Raw genomic sequence first — 19,239 nt, forward strand, 5'->3', positions numbered from 1 at the left:
ATACTCCTTCACTATTTCTAAAAAATAAGCGCTAGAAAAATTAAAAGGAGGAAACCATTTTATTCTAGCGCATTTTATTAAATTCTCTCTTTCGCCAATGCTTCAGGGAGTCCTTTTCCTTTCTTCAATTCCTCATAAAGCAAACAACCAACGACATGCTGCTTTCGATCTCCCAAAAGACCCGTTTCTTTCAAAGAAACCTCATAGCTATGACAGGCTTCATGGACATACGCACAGCGATCAGCAAATGGACAACCATCTCCCAATGTCGCCATATCTGGCGGAGTTCCCGGAATTCCACCAAGTTCGCGTCGTGGTCCATGCAATGGAGGAAATGAATTGATCAAACCTCTTGTATAAGGATGTCGTGCATGATTATATAAATCCATCGCTGGACCGTCTTCAATGATTTGTCCCGCATACATAATTGCAATCCGATCTGCAATTTCAATCAAGAGTGACATATCGTGTGTGATGAAAATAACAGCAAAACCTAATTTTTTACGTAAATCCGTGATTTGTTGCACAATTTGACGTTGCATGACAACATCAAGTGCTGTCGTAGGTTCATCCATAATCAAGACTTTCGGCTCCAAAGCCAACGCCATCGCAATCATGACCCTTTGACGCATTCCACCAGAGAGTTGATGAGGAAACGATTCTAAACGATCCGGTGAAATTCCAACCATGTCCATCAATTCGACTGCACGATTTTGAAGTTTTTGCTTATCCCAATCAGGACGATGGGCTTGGATTGCATCTTTAATTTGATGGCCCACACGATATACTGGATTTAGTGAATTCATCGCACCTTGAAAAACGACAGCTTCATCCACCCACCGTTGTTCACGCAGTGCTTTATCCGTTAATTTTAATAAATCACGACGTTCACCGTTTGTTCCTTTAATCCAAACTTCTCCTCCAGTAATCAAACCAGGAGGGGGTAAAAGTCGAGTCGCACCATAAACCAAAGTTGATTTTCCACAACCAGATTCACCCGCTAACCCAAGGACCTCTCCTTCGTGCAACGTCAGATTGACTCCACGTAAAACATGAGCAGCGCTTTCTGTAAAGCCATAATCCACACTTAAATTTTTAATTTCAAGAACTGGTTCTGCATTTGAAAAATCTGTCATGATTGTCCTTTCTTCTCGTTCATTTTTTTCCCACTACTATCCACTGTTATGTTTGCAATTGGAGTAAATCCTACTCTTGGACGAATGCCTCGTTTTTTAAGTAATTTAGCGTTCATCCCCGTATTACGCAAGCGCGGATTTACAAATTCATCAATTCCAAAATTAATCAAAGCTAAACTCATCCCTAAAAAGGCCACACATAATCCTGCTGGTGCATACCACCACCATTGTCCTGAAGTGAATGCTCCGTTATTTTGTGCATAATAAAGTACCGTACCCCACGACCAATCCGAAGGAGGAATAATCCCAATGTAAGATAATGTTACCAAAGACATGATTGCTGCTGTAACCGTTCCAATAAACGTTGAGGCCAAAATAGCCGTTAAATTGGGCAAAATTTCAAAAACGATAATTCTCCATCTTGATTCCCCACTTGCTCTTGCCGCTTCAACAAAATCTCGTGTTCGTAAAGACATGGTTTGAGAGCGGAGCACACGTGCGCCCCAAGCCCAACCTGTAAACGAAATGACCAGAATGATTGCAGCAAGCCCTGCGTTTGTTAATGTTCCCATAATGATGATAATCAGTGGAAGACCAGGAATCACTAAGAAAATATTGGTCATCATGGATAGCAACTCGTCTCCCCAGCCCGATAAAAACCCTGCAGAGACACCAACGATTGCTGCCAAGACAGTTGCAATAACACCAGTAGATAAGCTAACGACCATCACACCTCTAGTCCCAATGACAAGTTGTGAAAAAATATCCTGTCCTACATTCGTTGTCCCCAATAAATGGGTTAAAGAAGGTGTAGCATTTGCTAGAGGAGACGTTTTATTTGGATCAAACGGTGCAATAAGGGGTCCAAAAATCGCAACTAAGATAAAGAACGAAAAGATACTCAATCCAATAATAGATTTTGTATTTCTCAAAAAAACCATGTGCTGTTTCTTTTGAACTTTTGAATCATTTGTTTTTTCACTCATTTTTATCCCTCCTTTCTTGTCCGTGGATCAAGGAATGCATAAACAATATCAGCTACAATATTTGCAATTAAAACTGACATCGTAATGACAAGAAATATTCCTTGCATCAATGGATAATCATGGTTATTTGTCGCTTGTAATAAACGATAACCGATCCCTTGATAATTAAACACTTGTTCCATAACCAATGTCCCAGAAACAACAAATCCAAGCGAAAGTGCAAAACCTGAAATTTGAGGTAAAATAGCATTTCTTGAAGCATAACGAAACATGACGCTAGATTCTCTCAATCCTTTAGCATGAGCTACAGTAACATAATCCTCAGAAGATACCGTGACCATCATATTTCTCATTCCCAAAATCCATCCTGCCATTGAACTTAACACAATTGTTAATGCTGGTAAGAATCCATAATAACAAACGGATGAAATAAATGTCCAATTTAATCCAGGAGTAGCATCGATAGAATAAGATCCTCCTTGTGGAAACCATTGAAGAGAAGTTGCAAAAATCGAAATCGCCATCAGTCCAATCCAAAAATAAGGAACAGATGAAAAGAATGTCGTAATTGGAATTAAAGCATCCCATTTTGTGCCACGGCGCCATCCCAAAACAATCCCGATGACTGTCCCAATTAAAAAGGCGATAATTGTAGCAAGTCCAACTAATCCAAGCGTCCAAGGTAACGATTGAGAAATGATAGTAGAAACTGGTGTTGGAAATGATTGAAGCGATACTCCTAAATTTCCATGAAAGAGTTTAACCCAGTAATCAATATATTGTTGCCATAACGTTTCATGAACATCCATCCCAAACAAGCGACGTAATGAGGCTACTGCATTGACAGAAATTTGTCCTTGATACCTTGCAATCAGTGCTTGAACAGGATCTCCTGGCATCATTCTTGGGATAAAAAAGTTCAATGTTACTGCAGCCCATGCGGTAACAATATAGAATATTGCCCGACGAATAAAGAATTTCATGAGTGGACCTCCTTATTTTGAGCGATTTTTTCTTTCACATCTGTGGGTAATTCCATATCGTGAATGGTTTTCAAATCTCCCTTATTTCCGATATTTACCATTGCTCCTGGATGATCTGTATAAAGCCAGCATGCCACTTCTTGCCCTGTCGCTGCTTTCACTGTTGGTGGAACTTCTTGTGCACACAAATCTGTCGCAAATGGACATCTTGTTCTAAAGCGGCATCCTGATGGGGGATCAATCAAACTTGGTGCCTCACCATGCGCTTCACCACGTAAGGCATTAAGCGAATCTGGATCTGGCGCAGAATTAACTAATAAATCAGTATAAGGATGTGAAGGGTGTTGTGTCACCATTTCTGACTTGCCACGTTCAATGACTCTTCCTGCATACATCACAAGTGTTTCATCGGCAAAATAACGAGCAGACGCAACATCGTGCGTGATATACAAAATAGCAATTCCCTCATTATCTCTCAAATCTTTTAATAAATTTAGAATTCCCAAACGAATTGAGACATCAAGCATAGAGATTGGCTCATCTGCGAGAAGCACTTTTGGATCTGCTGCTAAAGCACGTGCAATCGAAACCCGTTGCCGCTGTCCTCCTGAGAGTTCATGCGGAAACTTATCAATGTAGCGCTCTGCAGGGGTTAATTTAACGCGTTGCAATAGTTCAATGACTGCTCCTTCAAGTTTTGCACCGTGTAATCCTCTCTTGTGGATCTGAAGGGCACGTCCAAGAATGTATCGAATGGTGTGAATAGAATTTAAAGATCCAAATGGATCTTGAAAAATCATTTGAACTTGATTCGTATATTCTTTAAACTTACGACCAGAAGCCGCATGTGCTTCAACGCCATTCAATTCAATTGTTCCACTTGTAATCGGAACAAGCTGACTTAATAATTTTGCAATAGTAGATTTCCCTGATCCAGATTCGCCAACGAGCGCAACAACCTTTCCAGCATACAAATCAAGACTCACATCCTCAGTTGCATGAACGACTTTCCCTCTCTTCAAACCACCTACAGGAAAATGCTTCACAATATTTTTAGCACTTAAAACGGGACTCTCATCAGATGATTGTTCGTTTATTTTTTCATTATTGGTCTCTGACAATGCTATACTCCTTATCTATAAAATCTAGTAAAGAAAGGTTCCAAAGGAACCTTTCTTTACTATTTGTTACCTTATGTCATTTTACTGCATGAAGTTTCGTTAAAACTTTTGTGAAACCTGCAGCAGTCATATTTGGATCCATATATTGATTTGATTCTGTTGGCCAACCTGTATAGTATTTGTCCGTATAATTGAACCAAAGTGGAACTTCAAGGACAGGAATAACAGGAGTTTGTTCAACATAAACTTTTTGGATGGTTGCTAAATCTTTTGTCCGCTGTGCATCGGAAGTCGCACTTGCATAATCTTTAAGCGCAGCTGTTGCTTCAGGAGATTGGAAACGACCAAAGTTGTAGTTAGCAGATTGACCAAGAGGTTTGTAGAACGATTGGTCCATACTATCAAGATAGATATTATATGGTGTAAATCCTGAATCCGTCCAGTGAAGTGCTCCATCAAAATTACCTTTAGCAATTTGATCATTCCACGTATCATAAGACGGATTTTGTACAGTTACTTTTGCTCCTAAAGATTGGAGTTCTGACCCAATCAATTGAAGTTCTGTATCATAATCAGACCACCCTGCTGGGTCAGTCAACATCACAGAAACTACTTTTCCTTTAGTATCTTTCAAACCATCTTTTGTTCCAACACCTGTATAACCTGCTTTCGTCAAGATTGATTTAGCATCTGAGAGACTTGTTTTGAATGTTTTTCCTTTATAATCATCTGCAATAAATGATTTTCCTGATTCAGGGAGCCCTGTCACTGAAGAAATAGGAGTTGAAGCACCAGCGGATCCTTGTTTTGCAAGTTGCTCACGATCAATCACAGTAGAAGCTGCTTGACGGAAGGCAAGGTCTGAGAAAGCTCCTTTTTCGTTATTGAGAAAGAGTGTTGTATTTCCTAAAGTGGAAGGATACCAAGCTTTATTGGCCTTATCTTTACCAAGCCAAGCTGTTTTATAATTTGCGATATAAACAAAACCATCATCTACTTTTCCTGAAGTCATCGCATTTGTCAGAGCAGTATTGTCATTATATTCGATATAGCGAATCGTTGGTACCTTGACTTTTCCTCCCCAATAGTTTGGATTTGCTGTCAGTGTTACCCCTTGAGTGGACCATGATTTTAAAACATAAGGTCCTGTACCAACTGGATTTTGATTTGTAAATTTTGAAGGATTTTGTTTTTTCCAAATGTGTTCTGGAACAATAAATTGTTGATAAATTGCTTGTGTATGTACAAATTGGTTAGATGTAAAGTTAATCGTTACTACATTTCCAGATGTTGAAATATCTCCAAAAGGGATAGAACCTGTATTTAAAGCGGCATTATCTTTGATGAGATTGAATGTATAAGCCACATCTTTTGCAGTGAGCTTCTGACCATCAGACCATTTTACTCCGTCGCGAATTGTGAATTTCACTTGCGTATAATCAGTGTTCCATTCCCACTTTGTTGCAAGCCAACCTTCTGGTTTTTGTGTAGGAACCATGTCATTAACTTGAACCAAAGGTTCATAAATGGCAAAGCGATATCCTTGCACAGCTGCTGCAGAAGTCCCTAAAAATGGATTCGAGTTATTGGTCTGGGGACCATCTGGTTTACCAAACGTCAACACGTGTCCATTTGCAGCTGTACCAGATTTACTGCCACTAGCACCTGAACCACATGCAGCCAAGCTTGTGATTGCGAGAACAGTTGCACTTCCGAGTGCAATCTTTTTCCATAATTTCATTTTTGCTTCCTCCTAATGAAAACAATAGATTTACTAATTTGTAACCGCTTTTATCATTGTGAAAAAATATAAAGGAAGTTCTTGCTTTTATTGTGAAAGCAGGGTGTTCCTTTAGTAACAGTCACGATGATTACAAAACTAATTATATTCTTTTTTATTCAGGAGTCAATCCTTTTCTACGCTTTTGGTAACGTTTTCACAACTCTGGTACCATGTCAAAATCATTTGTCATTTTCAGGAGATTAAAAAATAAAAATCGATTTTGAAATCGCTTAACAATCGCAATTTCAAAATCGATTCTCTCATTATTTTTTTAAATCTACAACATCTTGTTCCAATTTTTTATTTTTTGTTCCATTTAAGGTGTCATCATTTTTTCATAGATCATTTCTGACAAGGTTTCTATGATAAAAAGAGATGGAATTTGACTTGTTAAATCGCCATGAAGATTTACCCTGCGCTCTTCTATCTCATAATTGATAGAGATATGACTAATTTTACCAATATCACTGGTTTGGCTCGGAGTAATAGAAGCGATACAATCTTCAGCATTAGGTTTTAAGCGTTGGAGGATTTCAAAGATTTCGCTTGTCCCACCAGAAATCGATATGGCAATGATCAAATTTCTTTTGGTTTCTGATAATCTGGATTCTACTGGATAAGTTGGATCCGTAATCGAGAGTGCATTTAATCCAAGTGTGGCAAACCGACGTGCTGCATAATCACAAATACTTCCGCTTGATCCTAGCCCTAAAAAGACAATAATTTTAGAGCGTAAGATTTCAAAAACTAAATCTTGACATTTTTCAACCAGTTCTTTCGGATAGCCTTTTGTGGATAAAAGATCAAAATAATCCATATTAAGAAAGGTTTCTCGTTGTTTTTCTTGGATAAATGCTTGAAAAACTGGATAGGAAGTATAGCCTAATTTTTTTATCAACCGCATCACACTAGAAGTTCCAGCGTGAGATTCCTGTGCGATATCTCGAATATGCAAAATCGGAATTTTTTCGTAATTATCAGATAAATATCTATAAATGACACGTTCGGTTTCTGAAAGTGTCATAAAATCAACTTTTCCTAAAAATGCCATTTTTTCTCCTCATCAGACGTTAATAAAGCGGATGTATCATTCTTTATATTATCATATCGTCATTGAATTATCCAATAAAACAGCAAAAAGCAAAAATTCTTAACTTTTAAAACGGTAGCGAAATTTAGATATTTAGTCCAATGCTCATGATTCTCGGATTTGTCCATTGCCATAAATAATATATTTTGTTGTTGTCAGTGCTGACAGCCCCATTGGGCCTCTAGCGTGGAGTTTTTGAGTACTGATGCCGATTTCTGCTCCAAAACCGAATTCAAAACCGTCAGTGAATCGTGTGGAAGCATTGACATAAACTGCAGCAGAATTGATGCGTTGTAGGAATTTTTGGCTGTTGTTATAATCCTTTGTGACAATCGTTTCAGAGTGTTTGGTACTGTGTTCATTGATGTGCGAAATGGCTTCATCCAAGCTATCAACAATTTTGATGGATAAAATCATGTCGTTATATTCAGTGTAAAAATCCTTTTCTGTGGCTGGCAAGCAGGAAATCAATTTTCGAGTCCGCTCATCTCCGCGAAGTTCGAGATGTCCGCTCTTTTTTTCAAGCATTGGTAAAAAATCGGCTGCGACTTTGGCATGTACAACAAGACTCTCACAAGCATTGCAAACAGATGGACGTTGCGTTTTCGCATTGAGCAAGATATTTAATCCCATCTCCAAATCGGCAAATTCGTCAATATACGTGTGGCAATTTCCTGATCCTGTTTCAATAACAGGAACGGTTGAATTTTCAACGACAGATTTAATTAATCCTGACCCTCCTCGTGGAATCAAAACATCCAAATATTGGTTGAGTTTCATCATTTTCATCGCACTTTCACGAGAAGGATCTGCAATGATTTCGACTGCTTGGTCAGGCAACCCCACTTTTTGAAGGGCCAATTTCATTAATCGAACCAGTTCAAGATTTGAATGAAGTGCGTCTGAGCCGCCACGCAACAAACACGCATTCCCAGATTTGATGCAAAGCACTGCAGCATCAATTGTAACATTTGGACGTGCTTCATAAATGATTCCCACAAGTCCAAGTGGGACACGCTGTTGTCCAATTTTAAGTCCATTAGGACGTTGCCACATCCGATCAACCGTACCAAGAATGTCGGGCAAGGTCGTGATTTTTCGCGCTGCATCTGCGATGGCTAAAATGCGCGCTTCATCAAGCATTAATCGATCTAACATCGGACTATTTTGAGCACGATCAAGATCTTTTTTGTTTTCTTCTAAAATAGAATCCATATTATTTTCAAGCATTTCTGCAATAGCAAAAAGTGCGCTGTTGCGCTGTTCGATACTTGAATTTGCAAGAATGTCACTTGCGGTTTTCGCATTTTTTGCTTGCTCAGCAATCGAAATAAGTTCCAATGTGTTCTCCTTCTAAAAGGCCATAAATTTTTGTTGGATCATCGCCACTCATGATGACCGTTTTTGTGTGTGATTTTTGGGCAATACAAGCAGCCTCTAATTTGGTTTGCATCCCACCTGTTCCACGATTAGATGAACTTCCTCCTGCCATCTTTTTAATGCTGTCAGTAATGACAGAAATTTCTGATAACAATTTTGCTTGCGGATTATCGTTGGGATTCTCCTCATAAAGTCCATCAATATCTGTCAGCATAATCAGCAAATCTGCATGAACCATATTTGCGATATGAGCGGATAGTGTGTCATTGTCCCCGAAAAGAATCTCATCTGTCACGACTGTATCATTCTCATTGACAATCGGAATCGCACCATACTCAAGTAACGTTTGAAACGTATTCACCGCATTATTGTGCATTTTTCGATCCGTCAAAACCAAATGCGTCAGCAGAACTTGTCCAATCAAATGATTATATCGTCGAAAAAATTCATCATAAATCTCCATGAGTTGCGTTTGTCCAATCGCTGCCGCGGCTTGTTTTTCCATGACAGTTTTTGGACGATGGTTCAGTCCCAACTTTTGTGCGCCAACACCAATCGCACCAGAACTGACCAAAACAATCTGTTTTCCTGAATTTTTTAAATCAGAAATCACGCGCGTCAATGCTTCAATGCGTTTCAAATTTAAACTTCCATTTTCATAAGTTAATGTGCTAGTGCCGACTTTAATCACCAACCGATTAATTTTTTCTAAATTTCTCATCTTTTCACATTCTACTTGTCAGTACTCACCACTTTTTACATGATGGCTTTAGTTTAATCAATTATAACAAAAAAAGTTCTGTCAGTACTGACAGAACATCTCTTTTTATAATTTTAAACTTAATTCAATGATTTTTTCGCACAATGCCGTATAATTCATGCCAACAACTGCTGCTTCTTGGGGTAAAAGACTCGTTGGAGTCATCCCAGGAATTGAATTTGATTCAATGAACCAAATTTTTTCCTCTTGATCCACAATGAACTCCGCACGCGAATAAACCTCAAAACCGATTTGTTCATGACAATATTGCGCTGCCGCGCGTAATTTCAAATCTAACGCATTTGAAATATCAGAAGGGCAAATTTCTTGAACAAAACCCGTATTATATTTTGACTGATAGTCATAAAAACCTTTTGTCACAACAATTTCAATCGGTGGGAGCGCCACACCATCAATCACACCAACAGAAAATTCTCTCCCAAAAAGTTGTTGCTCAATCAAAGCATCTGTCAAATCCAACTGATTAAATTCGTCCATATTTTTTGGAAAATAAACCCCAATACTGGATCCTGACGCATTAGGCTTGACCACCAAAGGAAATGCAGCTTCTGAAACTTCTTGTGCGTGATATTCTTTTGCGAGTCCAACTTTATTCTCACGCATCAAACGTTTTGATAACGTTTTGTCCATCGCAACAGCAGTGCTCAAAAAACGATTCCCTGTAAATTTAATTTTATTTAATTCTAATAAAACTTGCAGCTGTCCATTCTCACCAATGCCACCATGCGTCGCCAAAAAGCAAATATCTGCCAATTTAGCAAGTTCAAGTGTTGCAGGAGTAATTTCTACATTCTTGTCAGTACTGACAGCTTTTAAGTCTTCTTTCATCTCATATAACGTCTCAAAATCAGCCACCTGTTTATAATTTCCATTTAAATTTAAAGCGACCGTTTGATGACCCGCTGCTTCAAGATGTTCAGAAATTTGTTTTGCTGAAGAAGCTGAAACTTCAGCTTCTGGACTCAAACCACCAAATAATACAATTATTTTCATTTATTTCTCCAATTTAAAACTGTCAGTCCCAACGTTTAAAAAACAAAACACAGGATCAAGCAAAAAATTTAATCGCACTGACAAAAATACACTTTTATTTTAACATTTTTCATTCATTTTATCAGCTTTTTTATAATTCCAATCGATTTTCAACCGCTTTTGACAATGTCACCTCATCAGCATATTCAATATCAGATCCGACAGCAAGTCCACGTGCTAATCGCGTGACCTTAATTCCTGCAGGTTTTATCATCCGTGCAAGATACATCGCCGTAGCCTCACCATCTGATGTCGCATTTGTCGCAATAATGATCTCCTCAACCGAACTATCCATCAGTCTTGTAATCAATGACTTCACATTGATTTCATCAGGAGAAATCCCATTCATTGGACTAATGGTCCCATGTAACACATGATAAAGCCCGCGATACTCCCGAATTTTTTCCATTGCAAGCACATCTTTAGGCTCTTCAACTACCAAAATAATGGACTGATCGCGCGTTTGATCAGAGCAAATTTCACAAGGATCTGTCTGCGTCAAATTGCCACAAATCGAACAAAAGTGCAAATCCCGTTTAGCAGAAAGCAGATTTTTAGCAAACTCATTGACATCTTGATCTTCCATTCCAATGGTATAAAAAGCCAAGCGTGTCGCCGTTTTTTGCCCAATTCCCGGCAATTTTGAAAACGACTCAATCAACTTCGCGATCGGTTCTGGATAATACACAATACATTCCTCACTCTTCATTTTTTCTTTTTGACGAACAAAAGAAAACTTATACTAAATTATAGCATAACTCGAAAACTCTGACCTCGTTTTTTAACGCATTTTCTCCTCATCCAAAGGATTGTGCTTTAAAATACTTCAGTTTCTTTCTTTTTGTCATAAAAGACTTTAATTTACAACTTTTGTAAAATTAATTTATTATTTTAATAATTTCTGACTATTGCTAAAATAAGAGCTTTATGGTTTAATATAAATGTCAAAAGTTTTTTACATTTATATCAAGAATATCATTCTTAAATCTTCTGACATTGAAAGGAGGGATTTTTGACTAAAAAAATAGGATGCGTCATTTTCTTTTTTATCCTCATCATCTCCTCAATTTTCATTGGCATCGCCCATCTCCCGCTTTTTGATTTAGAAACGTGGACACATCAAGATCACCTCATTTTTCTTGCCTCACGTCTCCCAAGAACTTTAAGCTTAATTATTGCAGGTGCAAGTATTAGTATCGCAGGATTGACCATCCAAAATCTCATGCAAAACAAATTTGTCTCACCAAATACGACAGGTACCATTGACAGTGCGAAGTTAGGCATTGTTTTTGTGATGATTTTTCTTCCAAATGCCTCGCTTTTCACTCGGACAGCTGTTGCTTTTGCCTTTGCTTTCATTGGCACAGGATTATTTTTACTTTTATCGCGCTATTTGCCACAAAAAAACATCATTTTAATTCCATTAGTTGGAATCATGTTTGGAAATATCATTGGAAGTGTGGCCACTTTTTTTGCCTATCGCTATCAATTATTACAAAACATGGGATCGTGGCTCCAAGGAAATTTTTCTACGGTCACACGAGGATCTTACGAGTTACTCTACTTGTCTATTCCGTTATTTTTCATCATTTACACCTTTGCCCATCACTTTACCATCATGGGAGCAGGTCAAGATATGGCATTAGGATTAGGAATTCCCTATCAAAGAATGTTGATTTTAGGCATTGGAATCCTCTCGCTTTCCTCTAGTATTGTCCTTGTAAGCGTAGGAAATATTCCGTTTTTAGGCATCATCATCCCTAATCTTGTGAGCTTAAAATTTGGAGATCAAATGAAAAAAAATCTTCCTCTGACGGCATATTTTGGGGCTTGTTTTCTCTTAACTTGCGACATGATTGGACGGGTTATTATCGCACCTTATGAAATTTCAGCAAGTTTGATTGCAGGAATTTTGGGAAGTATTTGCTTTATTGGCATGCTCATCAAAGAAAATCGGAGGTATGCTTCATGAGACAAAAAATAATCCTCTTCTTTTTATCCTTGCTCTTGATTTCATCTTGTTTATTTTTTTTAACCTATCAAACCTATGGTAATCTTGATTTTGCACTGATTTTACGAGGAAAAAAAATACTTGCTTTTATATTAGTAGGAATCGCCTGCGGTTTTTCAACCATCAGCTTTCAAACATTAACGCAAAATAAATTACTTACCCCAAGTATTCTTGGCATTGATGCACTTTACGTATTCATTCAAACCAGCACACTTTTTTTATTCGCAAGTCAGCAACTCACCCAAACCAACAGTCTTTTAAGCTTTTTTCTCAGCATGATTTCAATGGTTTTCCTCAGCACAAGTCTTGCCTTTCTTTTAATCAAAAAATTTAATCAAAATCTCTTTTTGTTTCTCATGATTGGAATGATTTTAGGTACATTTTTCAATAATACCAGCAGTTTTATGCAAGTCCTTCTTGACCCCAATGAATACGATCACTTGCAAAATAAACTTTTTGCAAATTTTAGCAATGTCAAAGCAGACCATCTACTCGTAGCATCCATTCTCATTTTAATTTTTTGCCTCCTCCTCTTTATTATAGCGCCAAAATTGGATGTCCTAAACTTAGGCAATGATAGAGCCGTGAATCTCGGAATAAAATTACGCTCCCTTCAGCTCCTCACATTATTTGCCATCAGTAGTTTAGTAGGACTATCGACTGCGCTTGTCGGCCCCACAAGTTTTTTAGGTTTTATCAGCGTAAACATTACCTATCAAATGATGAAAACCCACCGGCATCGGCTATTATTTCTTTGTGCCAGTCTCGTTTCAACGCTACTTTTGATTTTTGGCGAATTTCTAGTAGAACATCTTTTTAGTTTTAATGCCACACTCAACGTCATCATCGAATTTACTGGCGGCTGTTATTTTATTGGTCAAATTCTCTACGAAAGAAGGAACAACACCATTTGAAAATCGAAAATTTATCAAAATCATTCGGAAAAAAGAAAATCTTAAAAAATATTTCACTCACCATCCCAAAAGGAAAATTGACCGCATTTATTGGACCAAATGGTGCAGGAAAATCAACATTATTATCTTGCATGAGTAGATTAACTTCCTATGATCAAGGAAAAATCTCTCTTGATGGAAAAACGCTCGATCAATTTAAAACAGACATTCTTGCTCAAAAACTAGCCATTTTAAAACAGATGAATCAGCTAAACATGCAAATTTCCGTCCAAGAACTTGTTGCATTTGGACGGTTCCCTTATTCAAAAGGACATCTTACTCCAACTGATCTTGAACTTATTCAAAACGCGATGAATCATTTGGGCTTAGCTGAAATTGCTAACGAAAACATTCAAAACTTATCTGGTGGTCAAATTCAACGCGCCTACATTGCCATGATTCTGGCACAAGATACTGATTATATCTTGCTTGATGAGCCACTTAATAACCTTGATATGAATTTTGCTCTCCAGATGATGCAGCTCTTACAGGACTTGGTTCGTAAACATGGAAAAACAGTTGTTATTGTACTACACGATCTCAATTTTGCTTCCAGTTTTGCAGATGAAATCGTCGCTATGAAATCTGGTGAAATCTTTATGCAAAGCAAAACTGACGACCTCATCAGAACAGACGTCTTAGCGTCGCTCTATGGCATGACCATTCGTATCCAAGAAATTGATGGAAAAAAATTCTGTCTTTACTTTTAAATCATGAATAAAGGAAAAATATGATGAAAAAACTTAAAATAATCGCCACACTCACTGCAATGCTTTTCTTCTCTAGTTTACTTGTCGCCTGTGCACCAACAAAAAAAGCACAACCATCCACTCAAGAACCCAGCACTAAGACCATTAAAGTAACCGACGCCAGCAAAAATCAATTGACCGTACCGCTTCATCCAAAAAAAGTTGTTGTTTTTGATAATGGTTCATTAGATACCATCAAAGCACTAAAAGAAAGCAGCTCTGTTGTTGGAGTAGCACAAAAAAATCTGCCAAAATATCTTGACAGTTTCAAAGCTGTTGCAAGTGTTGGTGGACTTAAAGAACCTGATTTAGAAAAAATTAATGCTTTAAAACCTGACCTTATCATTATTTCAGCTCGACAAGAAAGTTTCAAAGCTGAATTAGAAAAAATCGCACCAGTTTTAGATTTATCTATTGATCCAAGTAAAATCTGGAGTTCCACTCAAACAAATATCATGACGTTAGCCCAGATTTATGGAAAAGAAACGCAAGCGAAAAAACAACTCAATACTTTAAATACTGAAATCGATGCTTTCAAATCGAAAGCCTCAAAATCCAATTTAAATACCTTAACGCTTTTATTTAATGAAGGTCAGATTTCTGCCTTTGCAAAAGGAACAAGATTTGCCATCATTAATGATACCTTTGGTTTTAAAGCGATTGATGATCAAATCAAACCATCCACTCACGGTCAAAGTGTATCTTATGAATATGTCCTAGAAAAAAATCCAGATGTTATTTTCGTCATTGATCGAACAAAAGCCATTGGTGGGGATGATACCGGGTCTAATCTTTCTAAAAATGAATTAATCAAACAAACCACTGCGAGTCAAAAAGGGAAAATCATTGCACTTGATCCTGGTGTATGGTATTTAAGTGGTGGTGGTCTTGAATCCACACAATTAATGCTTAATGATGTTGAAAAAGCCTTAAAATAAATTTCATTAAAAAAATCCCAAACTGGGGATTTTTTAATTTGTTGCGTTATTCTCATTTTGGAACGTTGGATTTCCAAAATAAAGTTTATAAATTTCATTTGCAATCAGTTGACCAACACCTGCAGTCGCACCATTTACTGTTGAAGTATGTGGAACCATTACTGCAACAGCAATATCAGGATTTGCTGAAGGAGCAAAAGATATCGTATTTGAAACGGTTGTTTTAATCGTTGTTTTCCCATCTCCAGCATAGAGTGTCCGTCCTTGTGCATCAACAGCGTAGGTTTCAGCAGTCCCTGTTTTACCGGAAATATCTTGAGTTACACCATTTTGGATTCTGCGTCCCGTTGTTAAATCATCTGTCCCGTGAGTAACAGCATACATCCCATCATGAATGACTTGCATATTAGAAGCAGAAATATCCACTTTGTCCATGGTTTTGGTCTCAATTTTTTTAATTAATTTTCCCATTTCTCCATCACCAGTACTATCATACACTCCTTGCACAATATGCGGAGTGATTCGTGTCCCACCATTTGCAATTGTTGAAGCATAAACTGCAAGTTGTAGCGGTGAAAATTGATCATATTGACCGAAAGCTTCAAATAAAGCGTTCGTTGCTGTTGTGTCTACTCCTAAAAATCCTGTTGTTGATCCAGGAATATCAAAGCCAACATTTGTTCCCAAACCATATTGTCCATAGATTTTACGATACGCTGCCCAAGTCGATGAAGCTTTACTTGAAGAAAGTGACATTCCTGGGGTATAGCTTTGTCCTAACATGGCCAATGCCACTTGAGTCATATAGGTATTTGAAGAGTATTGCAAGGCTTGTGCGGCAGTAAGCGCAAATGGATTCGTATCTCCCCAAACGTCTTTAATTGCATTTGAGCCTTTAATATTGATTGCTTGTGCTGTAAAGGTTTGATTCCCATTGATTGCGCCAATACTCCATCCACTTGATAACGTAGCCGGCTTCACAACAGAACCTGGTAAAAAGGTTTGTCCAAACGTATTGTATGTTGAAGGGGTGACAACCCCAGACTCTGGATCACGTTTAAATCCTGACATCGCAAGAACTGCACCCGTTTTTGGATTCATTACTACAGCATAAGCACCATCAGAGTATCTCGCAAATCCCTGAGCAACAGCTGTTTGAAGCTGAGTTTTTACGATATTATCCACTTGTGTTTGAAAATTCAAATCAACTGTTAATTTAATATCGTCTCCTTTTTTGCCCTCTTGAACGACTTTGGTCCCTGTAACATTACCACTTTTATCAATGACAACTTTACTAATTTGGTGCGTTCCTTGAAGATATTCTTCATAACCTTTTTCAAGATAAGACGTCCCAACACGATCGTTAGGTTGATATCCTTTTTTTAGATACGCTGCTGCATCTTCTGCAGGCAGTCCTGCTTGTTGACTACTTACGGTCCCAACAAGGGTGGTTAGAGAATTATTGGCATAGGAACGATCCCAACTTGTGCTGATTGATATCCCTGGTAAGCTGCCTTCTCGTTCAGCAATCGCCGCTTGTTGTTCTGCTGTAATATCTCCAATCGCAATAATCGTTGTGTGGAACGTTGATGTTCCATTCATTTTTTTAAACAATTGGGCAGCAAAGGTTTGTTCTGGCGTAAAGTTAAGTTCTTTTTCAGATACTTTTGAGAGCTGTACAGCATAAATTTTTGAACCAGAAAGATTATTTCCTTGTTTATCTTTTTTTTCTTTTGGTGTTAGTTTTTCATTTATTTTTTTAAGATGCGCTGCATCTGCTAAATAGTAATCTTTTTTATCTCTTGTCGTTAGTGAGGTTGTACTCGAACTCGCTGAGATCAAGGTGGAAAGTTGATCGGCCACAGTACGCATCTCAACAGCAGATGCGTTTTGTCCTCTTGTAAATTTAACAGCTTCAACTGCAGTAGTTGTTGCTAAGGGTTGTCCAGCAGCATCATAAATATTTCCACGCGGTGCACCTTGAATAATTTTCACATTTGCACCTACTCCGCTGAGTTTATCGGCATAAAATTTTTGATTTTGAACTTGCATATTGTAAAGTTTCACAATCAAAATCATAAATAAAATAAAAATGACAAAAAAGAGAATATTGACCCGTTTAGGAATCGAGCCCACACGATTACTTTTTCTTGATAATTTTTTCTTGAATTCTATATTTTCACTTGATTCCGTTATTTTGGTATTTTTCTTGCTTCTTTTTATCGTTGGCATTTTATCTCCAGTTAATGATCATCACTTTGAATTTTTATCTTCTATCATTTTACCATAAACGTTGGTTTTTTTCTTCCCTCTATTTCTAAAGCATCACAAAAGGAATCACTTTTATTTTAGCAAGCACCTGCTTGATTTTCAATTAAAATACAAAAAATCCATCCCTGCTTTCTAAAAATGAACTGCAGAGACAGATTTTTTTGGACTTAATTATTTTCCGAGGTAATATTCTTTCGTCACATTAAGATGATCATCAAATTCAAATACAAGTGGTGGGAAGTTAGGGATTTCTACATCCATAATTTCGTCATCTGACAAGTGTTTAATTTGTTTAACAAGGGCACGAATTGAATTTCCATGAGCACCAACGAAAACATTCTTTCCATCTTTCAAAGCTGGAGCAATTTGATCTTCCCAGAATGGAAGCGCACGTTCCAAAGTTACTTTAAGATTTTCAGCATCAGGAATGAGGCTATCTTCAAGGTGTGCGTAACGGCGATCACCATGTGCACTGTATTGATCATCGTGTGCCATTGCAGGTGGCAATACATCGTAGCTCCGGCGCCAGATGTGAACTTGTTCATCTCCATGTTTTGCTGCAGCGTCAGCTTTGTTCAAGCCTGTCAATCCACCATAGTGGCGTTCGTTCAAGCGCCAAGATTTTACAACTGGAACCCAGAGTTGATCAGAATATTCTAAAGCAAGATCCGTTGTTTTGATCGCACGTTTCAAGACTGAAGTATATGCAATATCAAATTCAATTCCAGCAGCTTTGATTAATTTACCAGCTTCGATTGCTTGTTGAGTACCTTCTTCAGAAAGGTCAACGTCAGCCCACCCCGTAAAGAGGTTTGCAAGATTCCACTCAGATTGTCCATGACGGGCGAATACTAATTTTGGCATGTGTTTTTTCTCCAATTGTTATATTTTTTACATGTTCTATTTTACACTAATTCTGATCATTTTTCTAGTCATGAAAAATTTTGAAAACGTGTTAAACTTATATTTTTTGACTTATGTTGTGAATTTCTCCATCAAATGAAAGATTCTATTATTTTTTCACAGTAAAATTCTTTTTTTAAGAACGTTTTGGATCAGAAATGATTATGTTCAAAGTAAACTTCCAAACTTCGTTTATATGAAGCTGCAGCGTTACTTAAAAGATGTCCTCGATGTTTGACAAGAATCAAACTATTGCCATTATCTCCTGCCATCGGAACAACTGTAATATGGTTCACACTCTCATCATCAATGAACCCCAATCCTGTTGCATAAGCGTCCGTTCGCTCTAAAATTCCATTTAATGTTGCGCGATCTGTTGCATTATAAATAAATGTATTTTCAAAAGTTTCAACTAAATCTTCTGAATAATAAAGAAATTGTTCATTTTCTTGAGTAAAACGGACTCGATCGAGTGGTTTTAGATCTTTTTCATGGATTGTTTCTTTATTTGCTAATGGATGTCCTTTTCTGATATAAATGTGCGTTTGAGATAAAAATAATTCTTCATATTCTAATTCTAATTTATCAAGCATTCGGATAATACCTGAGCGATTGTGCTTGTTGAGATAAACGATACCAAGTTCACTATGTCCTTGCGCTACTTCTTGTAAAATACTGTATGTCGTTGATTCAAAAATCCGAAAATTTTTGATTTCAGGATTTTTCTTTGCAAAATCTACTGCCACAGGAGCTAAAAAATCATAGTGCTGACTTGCGATAGAAAACGTACGATCAGATTCTTTTGGTTTGGAGTAACGGGATTCAAAACTTTCAAAATTTCTTAGGACAGATTGGGCGTGTTCATAAAAACGTTCGCCTTCAATCGTCAGACTTGTGCCTGTATTCGTCCGTTCAAAAATTTGAAAATCAAGTTCACGTTCCAAATCTTTGATGGCAATCGACATTGCAGGTTGACTCACAAAAAGTTGTTCGCTCGCCTCACGGAACGTTCCACTATTCGCAATCGCTACCACATAACGTAGTTGTTTAATATTCATGAATTCCTCCAATTTGTCGATTTTTCCTGATGAATCTTTTAAAATAAAAAGCGTATAGACGCAT

At 37.5% G+C, this 19,239-nt stretch carries 17 protein-coding genes; 4 read left to right on the plus strand and 13 right to left on the minus strand.

The features are described from left to right. Positions 1-77: 77 nt before the first annotated feature. From GHI93_RS01785 to recR, 10 genes are all read right to left on the minus strand, one after another. Positions 78-1,136, minus strand: a complete 1,059-nt coding sequence (locus GHI93_RS01785) for an ABC transporter ATP-binding protein (RefSeq protein ID WP_153495039.1) — start codon at positions 1,134-1,136, stop codon at positions 78-80. Continuing rightward, on the minus strand, positions 1,133-2,122 hold the full coding sequence (locus GHI93_RS01790) for an ABC transporter permease (RefSeq protein WP_153495041.1): 990 nt from the start codon (positions 2,120-2,122) through the stop codon (positions 1,133-1,135). Before GHI93_RS01790 ends, GHI93_RS01785 begins: the two co-directional genes overlap by 4 nt. Before the next feature lie 2 nt (positions 2,123-2,124). Beyond that, on the minus strand, positions 2,125-3,105 hold the full coding sequence (locus GHI93_RS01795; protein ID WP_153495043.1) for an ABC transporter permease: 981 nt from the start codon (positions 3,103-3,105) through the stop codon (positions 2,125-2,127). Then, positions 3,102-4,226 (minus strand): ABC transporter ATP-binding protein, encoded by a 1,125-nt coding sequence (locus tag GHI93_RS01800; RefSeq protein WP_153495045.1) that lies wholly within the window; start codon positions 4,224-4,226, stop codon positions 3,102-3,104. The genes GHI93_RS01795 and GHI93_RS01800 overlap by 4 nt, the downstream gene beginning before the upstream one ends. Positions 4,227-4,302: 76 nt before the next feature. Continuing rightward, positions 4,303-5,967 carry an ABC transporter substrate-binding protein gene (locus GHI93_RS01805; protein WP_246176992.1) on the minus strand — a complete coding sequence of 555 codons (1,665 nt, stop codon included), beginning with the start codon at positions 5,965-5,967 and terminating at the stop codon, positions 4,303-4,305. Between the two features lie 358 nt (positions 5,968-6,325). Beyond that, positions 6,326-7,060, minus strand: coding sequence for a MurR/RpiR family transcriptional regulator (locus GHI93_RS01810; protein WP_153495047.1), 735 nt, complete (start codon positions 7,058-7,060; stop codon positions 6,326-6,328). Between the two features lie 144 nt (positions 7,061-7,204). Further along, complete coding sequence (locus GHI93_RS01815) at positions 7,205-8,440, minus strand: glutamate-5-semialdehyde dehydrogenase (protein WP_153495049.1); 1,236 nt, start codon at positions 8,438-8,440, stop codon at positions 7,205-7,207. After that, a complete protein-coding gene (gene proB, locus GHI93_RS01820; RefSeq protein ID WP_153495051.1) occupies positions 8,418-9,200 on the minus strand; it encodes a glutamate 5-kinase in 783 nt (260 codons plus the stop codon). Before proB ends, GHI93_RS01815 begins: the two co-directional genes overlap by 23 nt. Before the next feature lie 105 nt (positions 9,201-9,305). Continuing rightward, positions 9,306-10,253, minus strand: a complete 948-nt coding sequence (locus GHI93_RS01825) for a D-alanine--D-alanine ligase family protein (RefSeq protein ID WP_153495052.1) — start codon at positions 10,251-10,253, stop codon at positions 9,306-9,308. Between the two features lie 130 nt (positions 10,254-10,383). Beyond that, positions 10,384-10,980 (minus strand): recombination mediator RecR, encoded by a 597-nt coding sequence (gene recR, locus GHI93_RS01830; protein WP_343030296.1) that lies wholly within the window; start codon positions 10,978-10,980, stop codon positions 10,384-10,386. A 324-nt stretch (positions 10,981-11,304) separates the two neighbouring features. Here recR and GHI93_RS01835 point away from each other — a divergent pair, with 324 nt between their 5' ends. Genes GHI93_RS01835 through GHI93_RS01850 form a run of 4 tightly spaced genes read left to right on the plus strand, consistent with a single transcriptional unit; the run spans position 11,305 to position 14,943 of the window. Then, complete coding sequence (locus tag GHI93_RS01835; RefSeq protein WP_153495056.1) at positions 11,305-12,264, plus strand: ABC transporter permease; 960 nt, start codon at positions 11,305-11,307, stop codon at positions 12,262-12,264. Then, positions 12,261-13,217, plus strand: coding sequence for an iron chelate uptake ABC transporter family permease subunit (locus GHI93_RS01840; protein WP_153495058.1), 957 nt, complete (start codon positions 12,261-12,263; stop codon positions 13,215-13,217). Before GHI93_RS01835 ends, GHI93_RS01840 begins: the two co-directional genes overlap by 4 nt. Further along, positions 13,214-13,966, plus strand: a complete 753-nt coding sequence (locus GHI93_RS01845) for an iron ABC transporter ATP-binding protein (protein ID WP_153495060.1) — start codon at positions 13,214-13,216, stop codon at positions 13,964-13,966. The genes GHI93_RS01840 and GHI93_RS01845 overlap by 4 nt, the downstream gene beginning before the upstream one ends. Before the next feature lie 23 nt (positions 13,967-13,989). Beyond that, positions 13,990-14,943 (plus strand): siderophore ABC transporter substrate-binding protein, encoded by a 954-nt coding sequence (locus GHI93_RS01850; protein WP_153495062.1) that lies wholly within the window; start codon positions 13,990-13,992, stop codon positions 14,941-14,943. Between the two features lie 33 nt (positions 14,944-14,976). Here the strand turns inward: GHI93_RS01850 and GHI93_RS01855 are convergent, their stop codons facing one another. From GHI93_RS01855 to GHI93_RS01865, 3 genes are all read right to left on the minus strand, one after another. Beyond that, positions 14,977-17,175 (minus strand): peptidoglycan D,D-transpeptidase FtsI family protein, encoded by a 2,199-nt coding sequence (locus tag GHI93_RS01855; RefSeq protein WP_153495064.1) that lies wholly within the window; start codon positions 17,173-17,175, stop codon positions 14,977-14,979. A 210-nt stretch (positions 17,176-17,385) separates the two neighbouring features. Next, positions 17,386-18,078 (minus strand): phosphoglycerate mutase, encoded by a 693-nt coding sequence (locus tag GHI93_RS01860; RefSeq protein WP_153495066.1) that lies wholly within the window; start codon positions 18,076-18,078, stop codon positions 17,386-17,388. 191 nt (positions 18,079-18,269) lie between these two features. Then, positions 18,270-19,175 (minus strand): LysR family transcriptional regulator, encoded by a 906-nt coding sequence (locus GHI93_RS01865; protein ID WP_153495068.1) that lies wholly within the window; start codon positions 19,173-19,175, stop codon positions 18,270-18,272. Positions 19,176-19,239 lie beyond the last annotated feature (64 nt).

This window comes from Lactococcus hircilactis, from assembly GCF_009601015.1.
GTDB lineage: Bacteria > Bacillota > Bacilli > Lactobacillales > Streptococcaceae > Lactococcus > Lactococcus hircilactis.

What these genes read in the sequence shown, in the direction of transcription:
- GHI93_RS01840 (WP_153495058.1), top strand. Translation starts at nt 12,261, where the DNA reads ATGAGACAAAAAATAATCCTCTTCTTTTTATCCTTGCTCTTGATTTCA.
- GHI93_RS01865 (WP_153495068.1), bottom strand. Translation starts at nt 19,175, where the DNA reads ATGAATATTAAACAACTACGTTATGTGGTAGCGATTGCGAATAGTGGA.
- GHI93_RS01810 (WP_153495047.1), bottom strand. Translation starts at nt 7,060, where the DNA reads ATGGCATTTTTAGGAAAAGTTGATTTTATGACACTTTCAGAAACCGAA.
- GHI93_RS01850 (WP_153495062.1), top strand. Translation starts at nt 13,990, where the DNA reads ATGAAAAAACTTAAAATAATCGCCACACTCACTGCAATGCTTTTCTTC.
- GHI93_RS01860 (WP_153495066.1), bottom strand. Translation starts at nt 18,078, where the DNA reads ATGCCAAAATTAGTATTCGCCCGTCATGGACAATCTGAGTGGAATCTT.
- GHI93_RS01855 (WP_153495064.1), bottom strand. Translation starts at nt 17,175, where the DNA reads ATGCCAACGATAAAAAGAAGCAAGAAAAATACCAAAATAACGGAATCA.
- GHI93_RS01825 (WP_153495052.1), bottom strand. Translation starts at nt 10,253, where the DNA reads ATGAAAATAATTGTATTATTTGGTGGTTTGAGTCCAGAAGCTGAAGTT.
- GHI93_RS01785 (WP_153495039.1), bottom strand. Translation starts at nt 1,136, where the DNA reads ATGACAGATTTTTCAAATGCAGAACCAGTTCTTGAAATTAAAAATTTA.
- GHI93_RS01805 (WP_246176992.1), bottom strand. Translation starts at nt 5,967, where the DNA reads ATGAAATTATGGAAAAAGATTGCACTCGGAAGTGCAACTGTTCTCGCA.
- GHI93_RS01795 (WP_153495043.1), bottom strand. Translation starts at nt 3,105, where the DNA reads ATGAAATTCTTTATTCGTCGGGCAATATTCTATATTGTTACCGCATGG.
- GHI93_RS01790 (WP_153495041.1), bottom strand. Translation starts at nt 2,122, where the DNA reads ATGAGTGAAAAAACAAATGATTCAAAAGTTCAAAAGAAACAGCACATG.
- proB (WP_153495051.1), bottom strand. Translation starts at nt 9,200, where the DNA reads ATGAGAAATTTAGAAAAAATTAATCGGTTGGTGATTAAAGTCGGCACT.